A 20,153-nucleotide genomic window follows, 5' to 3' on the forward strand; every position below is an offset into this window, starting at 1 on the left:
AAACAAGGCTATATCATAAGATGCATACAAATAATGGAGGTGATTCAATGGAATCCAAGCAAAAGATACTCATAGTCGACGATGACCCCAATATTACGGAACTTATTTCGTTATACTTAAATAAAGAAGGGTATTTAACCAAGTTTGTGCATAATGGTAATAATGCTTTAAAAATCTTTCAAACCTTTGCACCTAACCTGGTCATACTTGACCTTATGTTACCTGGAATGGATGGTTATGATGTATGTAAGGAAATACGTAAGATGAGCAACATTCCCATTATCATGCTCACGGCAAAAGGTGAAACCTTTGATAAAATATTAGGTCTTGAACTGGGTGCAGATGATTATATGGTTAAACCCTTTGACACCAAAGAGTTAACAGCTCGTGTAAAAGCGGTACTGCGTCGCTATCAACCAAGAGATGATAAAACAAAACAGGTGGTGGTACCTAATCTTACCATTAATCTGTCCAATTATACCGTTATCTATTTTGATGAAAAGATTGAAATGCCTCCAAAAGAGTTAGAACTTCTCTACTTTTTAGCATCCAATGCGAATCAGGTTTTCACACGAGAACAATTGTTGGATCGTATATGGGGTTATGAATACATTGGCGATACACGAACGGTAGATGTTCATGTCAAAAGGATTAGGGAGAAAATCAAAAAATCTGATTATTGGGGTATTAAAACAGTATGGGGAATTGGCTATAAATTTGAGGTGAAATAATGTTTAAATCCTTTGTAAGTAAATTTTTTACTTTGTATGCTGCGTTAACCCTGCTTACATTTATCTGTTTAACATCCTTTATTACCTATGTCATCAACGGTTATTTTATATCCGATAAAAGCGATAAGCTCATTGAATCGGGTAGAATCATCAATGAAATGTACCTCTTAGAGGATATTAATAGTAGTTATTTTAGGACGGCTATTAACTCTATGAGTCGTGCATATGGGTCTCGAATATGGATTGTCACCAATAATGGAACCATTTTAATGGACTCGGAATCTAATAAATTATCCGGTATCACCTTTGATACCCAGCGCCCTAACATTCAAAAAGCAATAGAAGGTCATCATGTGACCTTTACAGGTAATTTTTACGGCCTTTTTCGGGAAAGGATGATTACCGTCATCGTTCCTATCAGGTACAATAATGAAACCATGGGGCTTATCTTTTTACATGCTTATTACCCATCCATCACCAATGCTACCAATCCGTTTTTTAGGGTAACCCTTATTAGTTTACTCTTTTCATTAGTGGTGTCCATTATGCTGATGTATCTCTTCTCTAGAAGGATCACAAAAATCTTCCAGCAGATGAATAAAACAGCAAAATCCATTGCTAATGGTAACTTTGAGAGTAGAATTATGATTCATAGTAATGATGAATTTGGTGAACTTGCTACGAACCTTAACTATATGGCTGCTGAATTGGGTAAACTTGAAGAAATGCGGCGGGGTTTTATTGCCAATATTTCGCATGACTTCCGCTCTCCACTCACATCCATCAAAGGCTTTGTACAAGCCATATTGGATGGTACCATACCACCAGAGAATCAGGACAAGTACCTGAATATCGTGTTAAACGAAAGCAACCGCTTAACCAGCCTAACCAATGATATTCTACTACTGGCTAAACTTGAAAACAATGGGATAACCATTAATCGAACCTCTTTCGATATCCATAATCTTATACGGGAAGTCATCATTCAATTTGAACAGAAAATCATCGATAAGAAAATGGAGATCACCATATTGATCGATGAAAAAGCTGTGTTTGTAGATGCCGATCGACAAAAAATACAGCGTGTACTCTACAACATGATTGATAATGCCGTAAAATTCTGTGGTAAAGGTGACCGCCTCACCATTGAAACAACTAAGTATAAAGAAAAAATTAATATATCCATCAAAGATACAGGACCTGGTATTAAGGAAGAAGACATTAAGTATATCTTTAATCGTTTCCATAAAGCTGACCGTTCTCGAGGTAAAGATAAAAAAGGGACCGGTCTTGGTTTGTCCATCGTAAAAGAAATCATCAATGCCCATGGCGAAACCATCAATGTCAACAGTCAACTGAATAAAGGAACAGAGTTCGTGTTTACTTTGACTTTGGATAAGGGCAATAAGATGTATAGATAGTTTCTATAATCTATAATTGTAAGTAAAAATACAAAAAAACACGTACAACATTAAAATAACTGTTAAAAAACTATTGATTACATCAGTAGTTTTTTTACTTCCTAACTTGATTATTCTTAGCCGTTTCTTATACAAAATCTAATCGTTCACCACACACACCAGAAAATATTTAATGTTACGTTTGATGCAATTTCTATATCACCATGCACCATACTGAATCCTAATAAAAATTGTGCATTTTCTATAAAATCTAATATAGTCTATATTTACACTATACATATGTAATTGGCATATGCTATAATCTTTAAAGAGGCGGGGTGTTAAAATGAAGCGAAAGAATTTATGGCTTTCATTTTTATCGCATCATTAAATAATCAAGGAGTGGTATAATGCTTATATTAAAGAATACAGCAAACATATTTGAAAACGTAAAACAACGCAACAGACATGAACCTGAATTTCTTCAAGCTGTGGAAGAAGTGCTTGCATCCATTGATCCCGTATTGGATAAGCACCCTGAATATGAAAGTGTTGTTAGGTGTATTGTAGAACCTGAAAGACTTATCATCTTTCGTGTTCCTTGGATAGACGATATGGGTAATGTAAAAATTAATCGTGGATTTCGTGTCCAATTCAATAGCGCTATTGGACCCTACAAAGGTGGCTTAAGATTCCATCCTAGCGTTAATGCCAGCATTATAAAGTTTCTTGGTTTTGAACAAATATTTAAGAATTCATTAACAGGTCTTCCCATTGGTGGTGGTAAAGGCGGAAGTGATTTTGATCCAAAAGGTAAGACAGATAATGAAATTATGCGTTTTTGTCAAAGTTTTATGACGGAACTATCAAGATATATCGGTGCTTATACAGATGTACCAGCCGGTGATATGGGTGTTGGTGCTCGTGAAATCGGGTATCTCTATGGACAATATAAACGCATCAAAGGTCTAAATGAAGGGGTTCTAACAGGTAAGGGTTTACAATACGGAGGCAGTTTAACCCGAACAGAAGCCACAGGATTTGGATTAATCTATTTGATGGAAGAGATTCTTCGACATCATCAAGATACACTACAAGATAAAACGGTTGTTATCTCTGGATCGGGAAATGTTGCTATCTATGCAACAGAAAAAGCCCAGCAATTAGGAGCTAAAGTTGTAGCTCTAAGTGATTCAACAGGGTATATCTATGACCCAGACGGCATTAAGCTCGATATTGTAAAGCGTATAAAAGAAGTTGAAAGAAAACGTATACATGAATATGTAAGATATTATCCAACAGCCCAGTACTATGATGGGTGCAGTGGTATCTGGTCCATTCCATGTGATGTTGCCCTCCCGTGTGCAACGCAAAATGAAATTGATGAAGGATCTGCAAAAATCCTTGTAAAAAATGGCTGTATTGCCATAGGAGAAGGTGCTAATATGCCGTCTACACCAGAAGCCATAGAGGTCTACCTTACCCATAACATAAAATTTGCCCCTGGGAAAGCTGCTAACGCTGGCGGTGTAGCTGTGTCTGCATTAGAAATGACCCAAAACAGCATGCGTTTATCCTGGTCATTTGAAGAAGTGGATAAAAAACTTCAAGACATCATGAAAAACATCTTCATTTCCATGCGTGATGCTGCTATTGCATATGGTCAAGAAGGTAACTATGTTATCGGCTCCAACATTGCAGGCTTCCTAAAAGTGGCTCAGGCAATGCATGCACAAGGTACTGTATAAGGACGAAGGATTCATTCTCTTTCTCACTCAACAATAATTATCAAAACCTAAGAATCCTAAATAATTGACTTATATCAATTATTTAGGATTCTTGTAGAAGGTTCTCCATCCATATTTTTCATACTTTTTCTTGTTGCAGTAGGTGTATTCCCAGTATATTTTAAGTACATCCGGTTAAAATAGCTCTGATTAGAAAAACCGCTCATGTCGGATATGTGACTGACAGGAATATCCGTTTCCGTTAATAAGCGTTCCGCTTGATATACGCGATGTATATTCAGCAACTGGGTAAAGGGTTTCCCTGTGAGTTTTTTAATAACCCTGCAAAAATAATGCTTATTCATATTAAGAGCCTGTGCCATGTCATCCAATGAAATGTCATGTTGATAATTGTTTTGGATATAAGACCACATGTCGTCCATCATTTTTTTGTTAACACTTGAAAAGGTATGCTTTTCTTCTGAATCAAAATGGTCACTGTACCTTACCATGGTAGCAAAAATCCGTTCTATCTCCGTTTTTATGTAAACCTCATAGGCTTTTCCTTTGGTACTGTATTCGTACATAATCAGGTCTAAAGACTCTGCTAACTTATGAAACAATTGACTGTTGGAGGGTACCCTAGAAAGCAATCTTTTTTCACCAGCTAGAAAGGGTTGTATATAGGTTATATAATAGTCATTCATGTTGATACTATCCAGCATTTTTTTATCAAAAACGATGGCATAGAATTTCCCTACATGGCCATCAGCTGACTCCACATAATGAACTTGAAACATGTTGACAAAGAAAATATTCTCACCTTCTGAATAGTAAGTATCGTTTCCAATTCGAATATTAACCTTACCTTCCTTCACATAGATAATTTCAAAATTATCATGATAATGAGGATGCAGAGGATGGCCCTCTCTAACTGCACAGTTGTATAGAGACAAGGGGAAAGCTGTCTCTCGCGCATAACTGGTTTGTAAATATCCTTTCTGATATATGGCATTATGCATTGTTCTCTACTCCTCCCAATTACACTACTTTTTCTAGGACATGTTGGTGGTTTCATTATATGAATAACCCGATGAATATAAAGTCAATATTGTATTACTATAAGTCAATATCAATGCTAGTTGGCTCAATGGGTATGTAATATAATATTATCATAGTCTCACTGCTAACTCAAGGTCTAGCAGAGAACGTATTTAATAGAATAGGAGCGTGATACATATGAATCAAATTAAAATTGGTACGTTAATCAGTGCTGGTGAAGCCTTATCGGTGATACCAGATATCGCGGATCATGGCTTTGAATCCTTTTCATTAACATTCTGGAAAACCGTTGGTGATATAGATCTTCCAGAATTGGCAAAACGATTGACGGATTTCCTGGCACCTAAAGGTATTACCATTTCCAGCTTATCCATATTTTCAAACCCTCTTGCAGGCGGCTCTGAATATGCTGATGCTGTACCATCTTGGGAAGCCCTTATTGATCATGCATCACTTTTTGGCACCGATTTAGTGACTGGTTTCGCTGGAAGGGTCATTGACAAAAGCATTGATGAATCCATCCCAACATTCAAAAACGTCTTTGGCGAGCTTTCAAAAAGAGCTGCTTCAAAAGGTGTAAAGATTGCCTTTGAGAACTGTACCATGGGTGGTGACTGGCAAAAAGGTAACTGGAATATTGCTCATAATCCAGCTGCATGGGAGCTTATGTTTAATGCTCTGCCTGATGAGCATTTGGGTCTGCAATGGGAACCTTGTCATCAAATGGTGCAACTGATTGACCCTATACCACAACTCAGAAAATGGGCTGGCAAGATATGGAATGTTCATGGAAAAGATGCGACCATTGACTGGGATGTTATCAAGCAATATGGTATTGGCGGGGCTAAACAATTTGCTTGGCATAGGACACCTGGTTTTGGGGATAGTAACTGGACAGATATCATATCAATCCTGCGTATGAATGGTTACACAGGCAATATTGATATCGAAGGCTATCACGATCCCGTTTATAAAGGCCAATTAGAGTTAACGGGACAGATTCATGCCTTAAATTACTTAAAGCATTGTCGCGGTGGAAGCTATGTAGCTAATCCAGAAGCTTGGAAAAATAGACAATAGGAGGTCAGATATGGGTAAACAATTTAGAGTTCTTCAAGTGGGATGCGGTGGCATAAGCAATAGCTGGCTTACTGCATTGACTGGAAGAGAAGATGTTATCATCGCTGGTTTGGTTGACTTACACAAAAACCATGCTCAAGATAAAAAAGACAAATTCAACCTATCCTGTCCAATCTATACGGATTTTGAGGTAGCCATAGAAGAGATTAAGCCGGATCTTGTCATTGATAATACGATACCTGAAATACATCATCGCGTTGTCACTACAGCCCTTAACGCTGGCTGTCATGTCTTTGGTGAGAAGCCCTTAGCTGATTCCATTGAACATGCCTTAGATATGGTTAAAACTTCGGCAACAACCAATAAGTCCTATGCTGTTATGCAAAACAGAAGATTTTTAAAAGATATTCGTTCTTTTCAGTCCATTATTGCCAATCAACAGATTGGGGCATTAGGTTTCTTAGGTGCTTCCTTTTATATTGAAGCCCATTTTGGAGGTTTTAGAGACCTGATGGATAGCCCACTTATATTAGATATGGCTATCCACACCTTTGATCAAGCTCGGTTTATTTCCGGTTGCGACCCCGTATCCGTATACTGTCACGAGTTCAATCCTCCAGGTTCTTGGTATAAAGGTAATGCCAGTGCTGTATGTATCTTTGAAATGACCAATGATGTTGTTTTTGAATATAACGGTTCTTGGTGTGCGAAAGGTAGTGTAACCAGCTGGGAATGTGATTGGCGAGCGATGGGAAGTACAGGTGCTGCCGGCTGGGATGGAAAAAGCCTGCCATGGTATGAAACCAATTCGGATCCCAACAACAGATTCCCTTCAGACTACGACAAGCATGTTGTGGATATAAAAAGTAATGCTGCAACAGGTCATGCAGGTTGTATTGAAGATATGATGAATGCATTGATAAAAGGTGTTCCTGCTCAAACAGACTGCAAGGACAATATTAAAAGTCTTGCCATGGTCATGGCAGCTATTAAAAGTTCGCAGGAACAACGAAAAGTATACCTTCATGAATTGATTGATCTATCCTAATAAGAAAGGGGTTGTCGGAAAATAGTGTTTTTCGATGCTCCGAAATAAAAAAACAGCAAATCCATAAAAATCAACATCTTAAATTGATAATGATTCTTATGGGTTTTGTTTTTTATCTTTTTTTATAAAAAAGCCAGCAACTCTTAAGAGTTATACTGACTTTTGTTGGGCTGTCTATTTTCGGACTGCCCCTTTCTTATGGTTTATAATTGTACGTTGGTTTACTCAATCTTATAATCGATATAATTTCCTATGTGTTTCTATTATTTATTTGGCTCATAATGAGTATTACTTAACATTTCATTGACAATTGCAACCAAGTCATCATCATTTATTGTACCATCTACAACTACATCTGCATCATATTTTTCAGTATTTGTATCCGCTACTAATTTATTGTAATAAAACCCATCAATGGCTAAGTCTAATAAGGTGAATTCGCCTGTACGATTGACATCAAGATAACCTTCCACATTTATTGACGTCTCTCCACAATCAATCTCTATTAAATCCCATTCAGCTTCAATATTAGCAATCCGTGCTTTTAGTGCATCAATTTTGCCTTCTCCTACTTTTTTTGCTTTGAATTTTAATGTGACGATTGTTTCACTACCGTCAACACTCTTATCCTCGCCCTTACTAGCAATGATAAATCGAAGAGTGCCCTCATGATTAATTGACTTCACTACCTGTAGCCCTTCAATTTCTTCATGTCCAGTATATTCAAATATTTCCTGATTATACGTGACTGTAACATCCTCTGCATATATGTTGTTGGCATTGTGCAATTTCACATCAACTGAAACATCTTCTCCAACCCTTATCTTATCGATACTATTTAATTCTAATGTTTCTTTTAAAGGATTCATGGCTGAAGCAATATTAGAGTTAGCGCTTTCTACACCGTCTTTTACGGCTCGTACTGCATAGTAGTAAGTTACCCCAGGAATGACATCTGAGTCGCTATAAGTTGTTTCTGTTAGATCGCTTGCTATTACAGTATCTATAACTCCAGATGTCGTTGATTTTAATATAGTATAACTATCTGCATCCGTAACAGTATCCCAGTTGAGAACGATCGTGCTAGAAGACGTTGTAGCCTTAAGACTCGTAGGTGCATTAATAACGGTTGATGATGGCATAAATACGTCTACCGTACTAATTTTACCATCAGACCAATTTTTCCCACCTATTACATATATGTTATCATTTACCCCAATTGAACGTAAATATCCTCTTTTAGTTGGCATGCTAGCTTTTGTTGTCCATGTATCTGCTTGAGGATCATATTCTTCTACTGTATCAAGAAATACGTGACTCATGTCTTTAAAGTGTTCTCCACCTATAGCATATATTTTACCACTAGCTACTGTTACACCTAAAGCACGTCTTGCTGTTGGCATACTGGCCTTTGTTGTCCACATATCTGTTGTGGGATTATATTCTTCCACTGCTCCTTCCCAGACTCCATCACTATTATATCCACCAATCGCATATATTTTACCTTCAACTTCTACAACTCCCATTGTACCTCTTGCTGTTGGCATACTAGCTTTCGTTGTCCAAGTATTCGTTTGTGGGTCATACTCTTCTACTATGTTATTATAACTTAAACCACTAGATCCACCGATAGCATATATCTTGCCATTAACTTCTGCTACGCTTAGATAGTGTCTTGGCGTGGGCATACTTGCTTTTGTTGTCCATGTATCTGTTGCAGGATCATATTCTTCTACTGTATCAAGATACTCATTTTCAAGGTTCTGTCCACCAATAGCATATATCTTACCATTAACTTCTGCTACGTCTAATGACCATCTCGCTGTTGGCATACTTGCCTTTGTTATCCATGTATCTGTTGCAATATCATACGCTTCTACTACATTAAGTTCAGAGTTATTATAACCACCTATGGCATATATCTTACCATCAACTTCTGCCACTCCTAAAGCCGTTCTTGCTGTTGGCATACTAGCCTTCGTTTCCCAACTACCTAAATCCTCGCCTTCAGCACCTCGTACTGCATTAGAATTAATCATAATGAGTGTTACCATCATAATAAAACTGAATAATTTTCTTAGTTTCTTCATTTTATACTCCTCCTTGTTTATATGGTTTGGTAATTGTGTTAAATTTTACCACGCTCTGAGCTTATATATCATCTTATCATTCGTAACCCTTAATTGATTATCAAGTATTACTTTTTTTACGAGATATATTGCTCATACTGTTGTTTTTACCTCCTGTAATTATTATACAATTAACCTCTACGACATTACCACGACATAATATGTCCGTCTTTAGTATATGGAATTGGTTGAATCCTACTCATTTTCAGTAAATTAACAAGTCACCAAAGTAGTATTCATATGCAAAAAAAAACAACCATTTCATATAGGTGGTTGTCTTTTTAATAGGATAAGGGCTAATGTTGTCCCTAGATTAAAGAAAAGAGGATATCATTAGCGATACCCCCTTATTTTACCATTTATAATTTCTTAATTGCCCTTCTAATTGCATATGAGAAAAATTCTGTTGTCGGAGTGACTCGTATAACACAATGGCTACTGCATTGGATAAATTCAAGGACCGAATGGTAGGCTCCATGGGTATACGAATACTTGTCTCTGGGTATTGAATAAGGATATCCTCTGGTATACCAGCACTTTCTTTTCCAAACATAATAAAACTATCTTCTGTATAGGTCACTTCTGCATACGTGTGCTTTGCTTTTGTTGTCGCCATATAGATGGTTGCGTGCGGGTTTTTATTCAAAAAATCTTGGAAATTATCGTAGAGATAGACATCTAATTTGTCCCAATAATCAAGACCAGCTCTTTTAACGGATTTTTCGTCAATGGAAAAGCCTAAAGGTTTAATGAGATGTAAGGCTGTACCTGTGGCGACACAAGTTCTTCCTATATTCCCTGTATTATGGGGAATTTCCGGTTCATGCAGCAATATGTTCATTTAAAATTCACCTTATCATTATAATTTGTGAAACAACATGATGGATATAAGCTTGGGAAACATGTTCAACTCACAGAACATGCTATTTGGTGTTTCAGCATAACCTATTCTTCAACAATGGATATGTTGACTTCAAATAAACTGTTATCGTCAAATTTCAAAGGTACACAGATGTTTTTTGAATGATTCACGGTGATGTTCATATCTTTACCCAAACATATAGATGGTGGTGTGATATCCACCGTTAGACCTTTTTGTGACAGATTTGTAGCTGCATTACCAAGAATCATATTGGATAATTCACTAATGGCACTTTTTGCCATATCGTTCAATGCATCTACAGGCATACCCATCATCATCTTAGATGCAATATTACATGCCGTTTCTATACTAATACTGAGTATAACTTGTCCCTTAATATTTCCTGTAACACCTATTATAACAGCTACTAAATCACCTTTGTATTCGGCTTCTTTCAGGTAAGGTTTTTGTAATTTCGTCTCTAACTGACATACATCTCGTAGAATCTTCTGTGCAGCACCAATAAATGGATTAATAAATTCAACATTTACTCCTGACATATGTTATCATCCTTTCAGTTCTAGTAGAATCCCTTCTGTATTAGAAACGTTAAAATACACCTTTACCCCATCGAATATTTTAACAGTTCCTTAGCTAAAAAATATTGTATCATATTACATAGTATAGTTCAACCTTCTACAACGATAAAGTGTTGTTAACTTGTGATAATGTCACCTTAAGATTAATTTTAGAAAATGTCACCTTTGAACACACTCTAATTATGAAAACAGGAATGATTACATTGTCACAAAAACAATTGAAAACCTATAAAGTCATAAATAGCTTTATTGACAAATCCATTACAAGACAGCAAGCTGCTGAGCTTTTGAATCTTTCTACACGCCAGATCTCACGCTTAAAGAAAGGAATAATTGATACTGGTGCTGAATCTCTGATTCATAAAAATACAGGTAGAAAGCCTCCTCATGCTTTTTCAGATGAAAAGAAGGAAATGATTGTTGGAATCCACTCTTCACAAGAATTCCAATCAGTCAATTTCCTTCACTTTAAAGATATACTAGCAGAAAAGTACAAGCTCCACATCTCATACTCTTCTCTTTCTAGTATACTCAAAAATGCAGGCATTCAAAGCCCTAAACGAAAAAAAGTTTCTCCACGTACCCATAGACGCAAACGTAAAGCTCATCCCGGAGAACTTATTCAGATCGATGCTACACCTTATGAATGGTTTGGGGACAATAAAAAATATGCTTTACATGGAGCAATCGATGATGCTACCGGACAAATCGTTGGGTTATATATGACGCAAAATGAATGCCTCTATGGCTACCTTGAAATGATGCGCCAGTGTTGTTTGGCTTTTGGTGTTCCTCAAACCATCTATTCCGATAACCATACCATCTTTCGTTCACCAAAGACTGGAAAGCTTACTGTAGAAGAGCTAATAGCTGGTAAATCCGTTAATCTAACACAGTTCGGACGCTCTATGCACGAGCTTGGTATCGATATGATTTATGCCAAAACACCTCAAGCTAAGGGACGTGTGGAACGCTTGTGGGTAACTCTACAAAGCCGTTTACCCGTTGAGCTTGCAATGCGAAACATTACTACTGTTGAAGCTGCTAATGAATTTTTAAACCATGAGTATAAGGCTATCTTTAATTCTAAGTTCAAAGTAACATCTGAAGCTCATTCGCTCTTTATACCTCTTAAAGATTCTATTGATATCGATACTGTACTATGTGTTAAACATACACGTAAAACAGATAATGCAGGGGTATTTTCCTTTAAAGGCAGATGTTTTCAAATCTTGAATGAAGGATACCCTATTGTTTCAGCTAAAAAAAATATCAAAGTCCTTATCAATCCTCGATATGGCATTAAAGTACAGTGTAAAAACAAGATATTTGATACTATACGCTACTTAAAACCAGCAAGAAAAGATGCCTCAAAAGCGATTAGCAAAAAAGCGATTAAAAATGTTAAACCCCACCTTATTCATAGTTCAGAGGCATGGAAAAAAATATGGTGGGCTGAAGATTTCAATCAATCACTCAAGTTTCTTTATGAAGTCTTCTTCCAAAAACAACAATCTGCAATATAAATACCTTAGGGGTGTACACAGGGTGCAGAGTCCACAAGAGTCAATAGAATCATGGAATAAATGTGCTCCATAAAAAAGGGACATTTTGTCACGATAATAACTACTTTAAAAAGGGACATTTTCAAAAGTTATTGACACCTTCTACAACGATAAAGCCCCTCTAAGATAGAATTTTATTTCATTTAATTATGAAAAGGCTAACCCATGAAAAGTAATTGAGTATGACTTTACCATCTGTTTCAATAAGCATGCACATTATTTATAAAAAAATGATAGAAATTCTTAAGTACATACCCTTCTCTCTTGTTATACTGACTATACCATAAAAAATAATCATCATAAGTATGAAATAATAGGAGGCCTATCATGACTTCAAGAGAATTGGTTTATAAAACGTTGAATTTCGAAAATCCAGAACGGGTACCTCGACAAAAATGGGTACTACCATGGGCACAACATCATTATCCCGTAGAACTTAATCAAATAGGTGAAGATTATCCAGATGATATTATTGGAGCGCCTGGTTATAATAAAGTCAATGACCGTTCAGAAGGCGATCCAACAGAAGTTGGTGAATCCACCGATGCATGGGGATGTAAATTCTTAAACTACCAAAAAGGTATCATTGGTGAAGTAAAAGAACCTTTGGTTAAAGATGACGCATGGAAAGATGTAAACAATGTTCATATTCCAAGAGAGTGGTTAACCATTGATATCGATAAAATTAATGCATTCTGTAAAAACACAGACAAATTTGTTATGGCTGGGGCTTGTCCAAGACCATTTGAACAGCTACAGTTTATTCGTGGTACGGAGAATCTATTTATTGATTTAATGTTAAGGCCACAAGGGCTTCTTGATTTCATGAAAAAAATGCATGCATTTAATTGTGAGCAGTTAACCCTATGGGCTTCAACAGATGTGGATGCTTTGTCATTTATGGATGATTGGGGATCTCAGAATAGCCTTCTAATCAACCCTAAGGTGTGGGTAGAATTTTTTAAACCTATGTATAAAGATTATATCGATATTGCTCATGATCATGGTAAAAAAATCTTCATGCATTCCGATGGTTATATTTTAGATATTTATCCCCATTTGATAGAATTAGGTCTTGATGCGATTAACTCCCAGTTATTCTGTATGCCCATGGAAGAGTTGGCAAAATATAAAGGTAAGATAACATTTTGGGGAGAGATTGATCGACAGCAATTATTACCTTATGGCAGTTTAGAAGATATTAAACATGCTGTTCAACAGGTAAAAAATAATTTATGGGCTCGTGGTGGTTGTATTGCTCAATGTGAGTTCGGACCTGGTGCTAAACCTGCTAATGTTGAGAAAGTATTTGAGACATGGAATCTATGCTTATAGATATCCATAGATTAACAAAACAAAAATAATAGTTGTTATTGAGTTACATCTTTATATTTGGTACACTGATATCATAGATCAAATACGCATAAGAAAGGTAATCTATGATGGATGAACATACCATAAAGATAGACTTATCACACTATAAAGATGATTTTAAACAACTCAATAAAATATGGTATAAAGATATATCGGTTAATGCCATGCGTTTAAGAGTCTTAGGCATTCATTATATGGATAATGGGCCTGAATGGACCATTACACAACACAAGCACTCCTTTTTTGAGTGTCACTACGTGACGAAAGATCATGTTTACACCACTGCCAATGGCATCCAACATAAGGTTACACCAGGGCAGTTCTATCTATTAGCTCCTGGTGTGATCCATGGTCACTGTCAAAAGGATAGGATAGGACATGTTGGTTTTTCACTACGCTTCGAAATAGCACTTCAAAAGCCATTGGATTCCCATCAACTTCATGGCATTCAATCCAAACAGATGATAGACTCCCTCATGCACATTACCCCAGAACCCTATGATGACGATGGCAGTATTATCAACATGATGCTTCAGCTATTGGAGCTTGGGAAAAAAGAGAGCTCGCCACTGGAGTTACAATTAGCTTTTTTTCAAATCATTATCAAGTTAGTGTGTAGCTGTAACAGGTATTTGGTCGATACGCATTCCGATACAGCTCTAAATAAAAATATGATTTATAACAACATTATTCTGACTACCATCCAATTCATTGAAGATAATTATTACCAAGATATTGATGTGAAAGATGTGGCCAACTGTGTTCATCTAAGTTATAGCCACCTTTCAAGGTTATTTAAAAGTTGGGTTGGTGAAACTGTGAGCCAATATATCAAAAAAGTAAGACTTAATAGGGCCATTTATCTGCTAAAGTGCACCCAACAAGATATCACCAGCATTGCTAGAGATGTTGGCTATAATAGTGCCTATTACTTTAGCAATGATTTTAAAAAGAACATGGGGGTATCACCAGGGAATTATCGAAAAACCATTTCAGGACTGTCAGAATAGTATCGTTGAATAATAAAAACAATACAGAGTAAATTTTCAAGATGACAGATAATAACATTTCATAGCTTGCAATATTATGGAATAAGGCTATAATCCTTGACAAACGATAATAGTATAGTATAATAGTTACTAGGTAAGAATTATTATTGAAAGGAGGTAGTCTTATGCAGCAAATGGCAGAATTACTTAAAGCACAAAAACTTAAGGTTACTCCTCAACGACTTGCAATATTCAAAATTCTATATGAAACAACAGAACATCCTAGTGCTGAACATATCTATAAACGCATACAAGCTACTCATCCTACCATGAGTCTGGCTACCGTTTATAAAACATTGGACACACTAAAAAAAGCTGGATTGGTTCAAGAATTTAATGTAGGTGAGGATAGTTTTCGTTATGATGCCAATGTGAACACCCATCCTCACATGATCTGTTTGACATGTCATCAAGTATTTGACCTTCATACAGATAAGTTACAACATATCAAAAAATATGTAGAACCAGAAACGGATTTTGACATTGATTTTGAAAAAGTATTTTTTTATGGCACATGTGCCAAGTGTCAAAAAGCAAAAGAGAAATCATAACACTTAAGGGGCTGTTGTGATCTATAACAATAGGTTATAGATCACAACAGCCCTTTTTACTATTTATCCACTGGTATACCTTTGCGTCATATTAGCTTATACGTGGTTCTACAAATTGGCTAATGCGTTCAATGGCTTTTTTTAAGTCCTCTATACCGTATGCGTAGGAACAACGGATAAAACCTTCACCGCTTTCCCCAAAAGCTGTGCCAGGTACAACAGCCACTTTTTGTTCATGTAACAGTTGTGTGGCAAATTCTTCTGAGGTTAATCCTGTTTCTTTGATAGAAGGAAAAAGATAAAAAGCACCTAAAGGTTCGAAACACGCCAATCCCATTTTTCTAAACCCTTCAATCATCACTTTACGCCGCCCATTATATGCTTTTCGCATTTCCTCAACATCTGGGTCCCCATTTTTTACCGCTTCAATGGCTGCATACTGACTGGTTGTGGGGGTGCACATAATGCCATACTGATGGATTTTTGTCATAGGCCCAATGACTTCCTTTGGTCCTACTGCATAACCCATACGCCAGCCTGTCATAGAATAAGCTTTTGAGAATCCATTAATGATGATGGTACGCTCTCTCATGCCCTCAATGGCCGCAATGGATACATGTTTATCACCATAGGTAAGCTCTGCATAGATTTCATCGGATAATACAATTAAATCATGCTTAATGGCAACCTCAGCTATGGCTTCTAAATCTTCTCGTTCCATAATAGCCCCTGTAGGGTTATTGGGAAATGGCAGGACAAGCATTTTGGTTTTCTCCGTGACATAGGCTTCTACCTCTTCCTTGGTTAAACGAAATTCATTTTCTACCTTAAGGGGTATGATTACAGGTGTTGCCCCAGCTAAATAAGCACATGGTTCGTAGGATACAAAAGATGGCTGAGGAATGAGCACTTCGTCTCCTGGGTTAATTAAAGCGCGAAAAGCTAAGTCAATACCTTCACTTCCCCCCACGGTTATAAGGGTCTCTGTTTTGTAGTCATAATCCAACTGAAATTTTCTTTTTAAATAGTGACATATTTCTTCCCGTAGTTCTAGCATCCCTGCATTGGATGTGTAATAGGTTTTTCCTTTTTCTAAAGAATAGATGCCCTCTTCACGAATATGCCAAGGGGTGTCAAAATCAGGCTCACCAACACCAAGGGATATGGCATCTTTCATTTCAGAAACAATATCAAAGAATTTTCTAATACCTGATGGTGGTATGACTTTTACACGATTAGATAATTTATTTTCCATGATCATGGGGTCACCACCATCCTCTCATCTTTTCGAGTCTCTTCTAATATGATGCCATGGTCTTTGTATTTCTTAAGCACAAAATGGGTTGCTGTACTGAGTACAGATTCCAAAGGTGCTAATTTTTGACCCACAAACAGAGCAACCTCTTTCATGGTTTTACCTTCCAATATAACCGTAAGGTCAAACCCTCCGGACATCAGATAGACGGATTTCACTTCTTTGAATCGGTATATTCTCTCTGCAATTTTATCAAATCCCTGACCCCGCTGAGGTGTTACCTTCACTTCAATTAAAGCCGTGACTTTTTCATTATTCGTTTTTTCCCAATTAATGAGTGTATGATAGCCACATATAATTTTTTCTTTCTCCATGGCGGCAATTTCATTGGCAATATCATCTATTTTTCCTTCTAAGATAGTGGCTAGGTCATCCACCGTTACCTTACTATTATGCTCCAATATTTCCAATACTTCTTGTCTCATAGCTATCCCTCCATTTAATTGTTTTATATAAATTGAACCAAATCCTATGGATAATTGTTTTAGTTCAATATATTTTCTGCATTGATACGATATTTTCTTCATACGCCTGTATTATAACATTATATGCTTAATCAGCTTCTTCCATTATCAAAGTAATGTATTGCAGTGTTGTATTTAGAAGAAAAGTATGCCTAAGCATACAAAATAATCACTTAATCATGGTTGCAAAGCGACTACGTCGCGTCTTGTGAAGCAAGTTGTTTCGTTAAAAGTATCTTGAACATATGAAAATACTTCTTCTTTCACATACTAAATGCAAGACTTTACTTGTATAATAATAAGAAAAGTGGCTACCTATTATCTAAGCCACTTGAGGTATTCATTAATTTCTTAATCCAAGTTTCTTAATCCCATTGTTTATGACTTACCCATCACCTTATACAATTCATCGGTTTTTGGAGGTGTCAAGGCTCGTCGTGTGTCCGATTGTATAACAATTCTGTTCTTGCTGGCCATAATCTTACCAATAATAGTAGCATGAATTCCAGACTTTTGCAACTGTTCAATTAAGCCATTGCCATCATCCGCTGTCATGAGCATACAACCGCTTGAAATAAGCTTGTAGGGATTAATGCCGTAGTATTCACAGATTTCAATGGTGCATTGTTTAACAGGAATATCATCCAGTACGACTTCAAGACCAACATTTGAACATGCGCCTAATTCCCATAAAGCACCAAATACGCCGCCTTCTGTCACATCATGCATGGACGATACACCATGCTTCATAGCCACCCTAGCTTCTTCTACAACGGATAGATGATTCCCTAATGCAATGGCTTCGTCCATGAGTTCACGGTTAAAATGTTTGCTTAACACGTCTTCATGATCTTTAGCAATGATGGCTGTACCTTCCAGGCCAGCCCATTTTGTTAAAATAATGTCTTGTCCAGGTTTTGCCGTACCTGTTAATACCAATTGTTCTTTAGGTGCTTTTCCTATACCTGTAACTGAAATAACAGGCTTATTCACTGCGTTTGTCACTTCTGTATGTCCACCAATAACTTCTATATGTAATGTCTCGCAAACACCGTTAATATCCTGCATTATTTTTCTAAGCTCTTCTTCCATAAAACCCTCTGGTAATAAGATGGTCAATAAGATTCCCACAGGCTCAGCTCCACTTGATGCAAGATCATTAGCAGTAATATGCACGGCCAATGATCCAATGTCTTCTAGAGCTGCTGTAATGGGATCTGTTGATACCACACATACTTCATCGGATTCAAATTGTAAAACTGAACAATCTTCTCCCACATGAGGTCGTACAAGTACTTCTTTTCTACGGGTGCTAAGCTGTTTAAAAACTGAACGCTTAAGGATTGTTTCCGGTACTTTCCCCAGCTTCATCAACATCGACTCCTTCATTGGTATCTGTTGTCACATCTGTATCTATTTGAGCATCTGTGGGATTAACAGGTTGAGGATCAGCATCTGTGTCAGGGTTTGCTGGGGTAGTACTTGAAGTATCATCCTCAGGTGTACTTGAGGTGCCTTCTTGATTACCTTCTACCGGTGAATCAGTACCTTCTTCATTACCCTCTACTGGTGAATCAGCTGTACCCTCACTATTGTCCTCTACAGGTGCACTGGTTGTTCCTTCATTGTTGTCTTCAATAGGCGCCATGGTTTCTACTGTTTCACTGTCTTTGATAGCGTCTACAGGTATAGCTCCATCTTCTGGATTAATGATGACGTCTGCTGGCTGCTTGGTGCCAACGCGAATAATGGACCCTACAGGACGATAATAACTTGAGTTTACCACTTGTTTTTCCACATATTTTCCATCATCGTAAATATATTTATACAGCTTTACTTTATAGCCATTAACGGCTTTACGCTTAACCACTTGGGTTCCAGCTTCTAATGTATCATCATTCACATGGGTTGGCGGTGGTGGCGCAATCTTCTGTATGATAACAGGTTTAAACTGTAATGAACGGGTAGATTTACGCTCATCCTTCCCATAGATACGCATATATACTTTCCCACCTGTTACAAAACTCTCCACATAGATGGGGTATTTTGTACTGTTCTCAAAAACAAAATCAATCTGATTACCAGACATGGTAGCGTCTCTTCCTTTTGCTGTATACGAAACAGGCATGGAATGATTCTGACGTTCTATTATATCAAGCTCAGCAAATAGAGCAGCATTATAGAGTGTACTGGATATTTGACAGACCCCGCCTCCAAGACCATCTTTTATTTCACCTTGGATAATAATGGGAGCTTCTTTATACCCATTGGCTTTATTAATAGGGCTAATCAATACATGGGTTTCTAGGTCTTCACCAGGATGAAGAAGGGTACCATTGATTCTACTGGCTGCAATTTTAAGATTTTGTGTTCGTAATCGGTTACTATTGTGACTGGTACTGTACTCACCTAATACATCCGAAATTGCACCATAATAAGCAGCGGTGTATTTGGGCTGAATTTCAGTTATCACCAGCTCCGCTTCTTCTTTAAAATTATCAACAGCTTCTTTAACAGATGCTACACTACTGGCAACATCAAAAGATAAGCCAATTATTTCATCTTCAATAATAAATTCACCATTTTTTCTATGTATTATAGCATCTTTTGCTTCTACATGAAAGTCATTTTTAATGGATTCGATGAATTCATTTATTTTACCTTGATTATAGCCATTTTCTATGGCAAAATCAATTTGATTTTCTTTTAATTTCATGATAGCGTTATAACGTGTTCTTAATTTCCCAGATTTGAAATGTTGATAAGCTTTATTGACAACTTCCTCAAAATTTGATTTAAATTCAAAGTAATCATAGGGTTTGACATAATGTTTATCTTTATAATGCATGTTTATTTCTTTATTAAAAATATTCTCGTTGATGACGTTACCCACTTTATATAAAGCTTCTTCCTTGGTTAAGCCACCTACATCTACACCTTCTATGGTGATGCCTTCGTATATAACGTCTCTATTTACAATACTCTCCATCTGTTTATTTTGAAGGTAATAATAGGTACCAAATCCAGTACCCATGGCAATAATCACAATAACGACTATGATAATCCATTTTCTTCCCTTATGTGAGTTATTTTGTTTGTCCAATGTCGCATCCTCCCTCTAAATTAACGCCATATATTATCTCTTAATATAATTATACCCTTAATAGTCATTATATTTCTGTCTGCTATAAAAAATG

General features: G+C 36.7%; 17 protein-coding genes. 9 read left to right on the plus strand and 8 right to left on the minus strand.

Going from position 1 to position 20,153, the window contains the following annotated elements:
- The first annotated feature begins 47 nt into the window (after window positions 1–47).
- The 3 genes from HZI73_RS25595 (at window position 48) to gdhA (ending at window position 3,879) form a co-directional block, all read left to right on the plus strand.
- The gene (locus HZI73_RS25595) at window positions 48–731 is read left to right on the plus strand and encodes a response regulator transcription factor (RefSeq protein ID WP_212696162.1); all 684 of its coding nucleotides are present in this window, start codon (window positions 48–50) and stop codon (window positions 729–731) included.
- A complete protein-coding gene (locus HZI73_RS25600; RefSeq protein ID WP_212696163.1) occupies window positions 731–2,152 on the plus strand; it encodes a sensor histidine kinase in 1,422 nt (473 codons plus the stop codon). The genes HZI73_RS25595 and HZI73_RS25600 overlap by 1 nt, the downstream gene beginning before the upstream one ends.
- Before the next feature lie 389 nt (window positions 2,153–2,541).
- Complete coding sequence (gdhA, locus tag HZI73_RS25605; RefSeq protein ID WP_212696164.1) at window positions 2,542–3,879, plus strand: NADP-specific glutamate dehydrogenase; 1,338 nt, start codon at window positions 2,542–2,544, stop codon at window positions 3,877–3,879.
- A gap of 74 nt (window positions 3,880–3,953) precedes the next feature.
- On the opposite strand, the gene HZI73_RS25610 is transcribed toward gdhA, so the two are convergent.
- Window positions 3,954–4,880, minus strand: a complete 927-nt coding sequence (locus tag HZI73_RS25610) for a helix-turn-helix domain-containing protein (protein WP_212696165.1) — start codon at window positions 4,878–4,880, stop codon at window positions 3,954–3,956.
- A gap of 217 nt (window positions 4,881–5,097) precedes the next feature.
- On the opposite strand from HZI73_RS25610, the gene HZI73_RS25615 reads away from it, so the two are divergent.
- Window positions 5,098–6,000, plus strand: a complete 903-nt coding sequence (locus tag HZI73_RS25615) for a sugar phosphate isomerase/epimerase family protein (RefSeq protein ID WP_212696166.1) — start codon at window positions 5,098–5,100, stop codon at window positions 5,998–6,000.
- Between the two features lie 10 nt (window positions 6,001–6,010).
- Window positions 6,011–7,048 (plus strand): Gfo/Idh/MocA family protein, encoded by a 1,038-nt coding sequence (locus HZI73_RS25620; RefSeq protein ID WP_212696167.1) that lies wholly within the window; start codon window positions 6,011–6,013, stop codon window positions 7,046–7,048.
- 263 nt (window positions 7,049–7,311) lie between these two features.
- Here HZI73_RS25620 and HZI73_RS25625 read toward each other — a convergent pair whose 3' ends face one another.
- The 3 genes from HZI73_RS25625 to HZI73_RS25635 form a co-directional block, all read right to left on the minus strand.
- A complete protein-coding gene (locus HZI73_RS25625; protein ID WP_212696168.1) occupies window positions 7,312–9,138 on the minus strand; it encodes a Kelch repeat-containing protein in 1,827 nt (608 codons plus the stop codon).
- A 391-nt stretch (window positions 9,139–9,529) separates the two neighbouring features.
- Window positions 9,530–10,018: a tRNA (cytidine(34)-2'-O)-methyltransferase gene (locus HZI73_RS25630; protein ID WP_212696169.1), complete on the minus strand. Its 489-nt coding sequence runs from the start codon at window positions 10,016–10,018 to the stop codon at window positions 9,530–9,532.
- A 104-nt stretch (window positions 10,019–10,122) separates the two neighbouring features.
- Window positions 10,123–10,599, minus strand: coding sequence for a chemotaxis protein CheX (locus HZI73_RS25635; RefSeq protein WP_212696170.1), 477 nt, complete (start codon window positions 10,597–10,599; stop codon window positions 10,123–10,125).
- Window positions 10,600–10,820: 221 nt separating this feature from the next.
- Between HZI73_RS25635 and HZI73_RS25640 the strand changes: the two genes are divergently transcribed.
- The 4 genes from HZI73_RS25640 to HZI73_RS25655 all read left to right on the plus strand — a co-directional run bounded on the left by HZI73_RS25640 (window position 10,821) and on the right by HZI73_RS25655 (window position 15,177).
- Window positions 10,821–12,164: an ISNCY family transposase gene (locus tag HZI73_RS25640; RefSeq protein WP_212696171.1), complete on the plus strand. Its 1,344-nt coding sequence runs from the start codon at window positions 10,821–10,823 to the stop codon at window positions 12,162–12,164.
- A 366-nt stretch (window positions 12,165–12,530) separates the two neighbouring features.
- On the plus strand, window positions 12,531–13,538 hold the full coding sequence (locus HZI73_RS25645) for a uroporphyrinogen decarboxylase family protein (protein WP_212696172.1): 1,008 nt from the start codon (window positions 12,531–12,533) through the stop codon (window positions 13,536–13,538).
- 104 nt (window positions 13,539–13,642) lie between these two features.
- On the plus strand, window positions 13,643–14,587 hold the full coding sequence (locus HZI73_RS25650; RefSeq protein WP_212696173.1) for an AraC family transcriptional regulator: 945 nt from the start codon (window positions 13,643–13,645) through the stop codon (window positions 14,585–14,587).
- Between the two features lie 164 nt (window positions 14,588–14,751).
- Window positions 14,752–15,177 (plus strand): transcriptional regulator PerR, encoded by a 426-nt coding sequence (locus tag HZI73_RS25655; RefSeq protein WP_212696174.1) that lies wholly within the window; start codon window positions 14,752–14,754, stop codon window positions 15,175–15,177.
- A gap of 91 nt (window positions 15,178–15,268) precedes the next feature.
- Here the strand turns inward: HZI73_RS25655 and HZI73_RS25660 are convergent, their stop codons facing one another.
- The 4 genes from HZI73_RS25660 to HZI73_RS25675 all read right to left on the minus strand — a co-directional run bounded on the left by HZI73_RS25660 (window position 15,269) and on the right by HZI73_RS25675 (window position 20,059).
- Entirely contained in the window at window positions 15,269–16,432 is a 1,164-nt protein-coding gene (locus tag HZI73_RS25660) for an aminotransferase class I/II-fold pyridoxal phosphate-dependent enzyme (RefSeq protein WP_212696175.1), read from the minus strand.
- 2 nt (window positions 16,433–16,434) lie between these two features.
- Window positions 16,435–16,917, minus strand: a complete 483-nt coding sequence (locus HZI73_RS25665; protein ID WP_212696176.1) for an Lrp/AsnC family transcriptional regulator — start codon at window positions 16,915–16,917, stop codon at window positions 16,435–16,437.
- Window positions 16,918–17,334: 417 nt separating this feature from the next.
- Window positions 17,335–18,327 carry an AIR synthase family protein gene (locus HZI73_RS25670; RefSeq protein ID WP_212696177.1) on the minus strand — a complete coding sequence of 331 codons (993 nt, stop codon included), beginning with the start codon at window positions 18,325–18,327 and terminating at the stop codon, window positions 17,335–17,337.
- Complete coding sequence (locus tag HZI73_RS25675) at window positions 18,293–20,059, minus strand: VanW family protein (RefSeq protein ID WP_212696178.1); 1,767 nt, start codon at window positions 20,057–20,059, stop codon at window positions 18,293–18,295. The genes HZI73_RS25670 and HZI73_RS25675 overlap by 35 nt, the downstream gene beginning before the upstream one ends.
- Window positions 20,060–20,153 lie beyond the last annotated feature (94 nt).

This window comes from Vallitalea pronyensis (genome assembly GCF_018141445.1).
In the GTDB taxonomy this organism is placed as follows: domain Bacteria; phylum Bacillota; class Clostridia; order Lachnospirales; family Vallitaleaceae; genus Vallitalea; species Vallitalea pronyensis.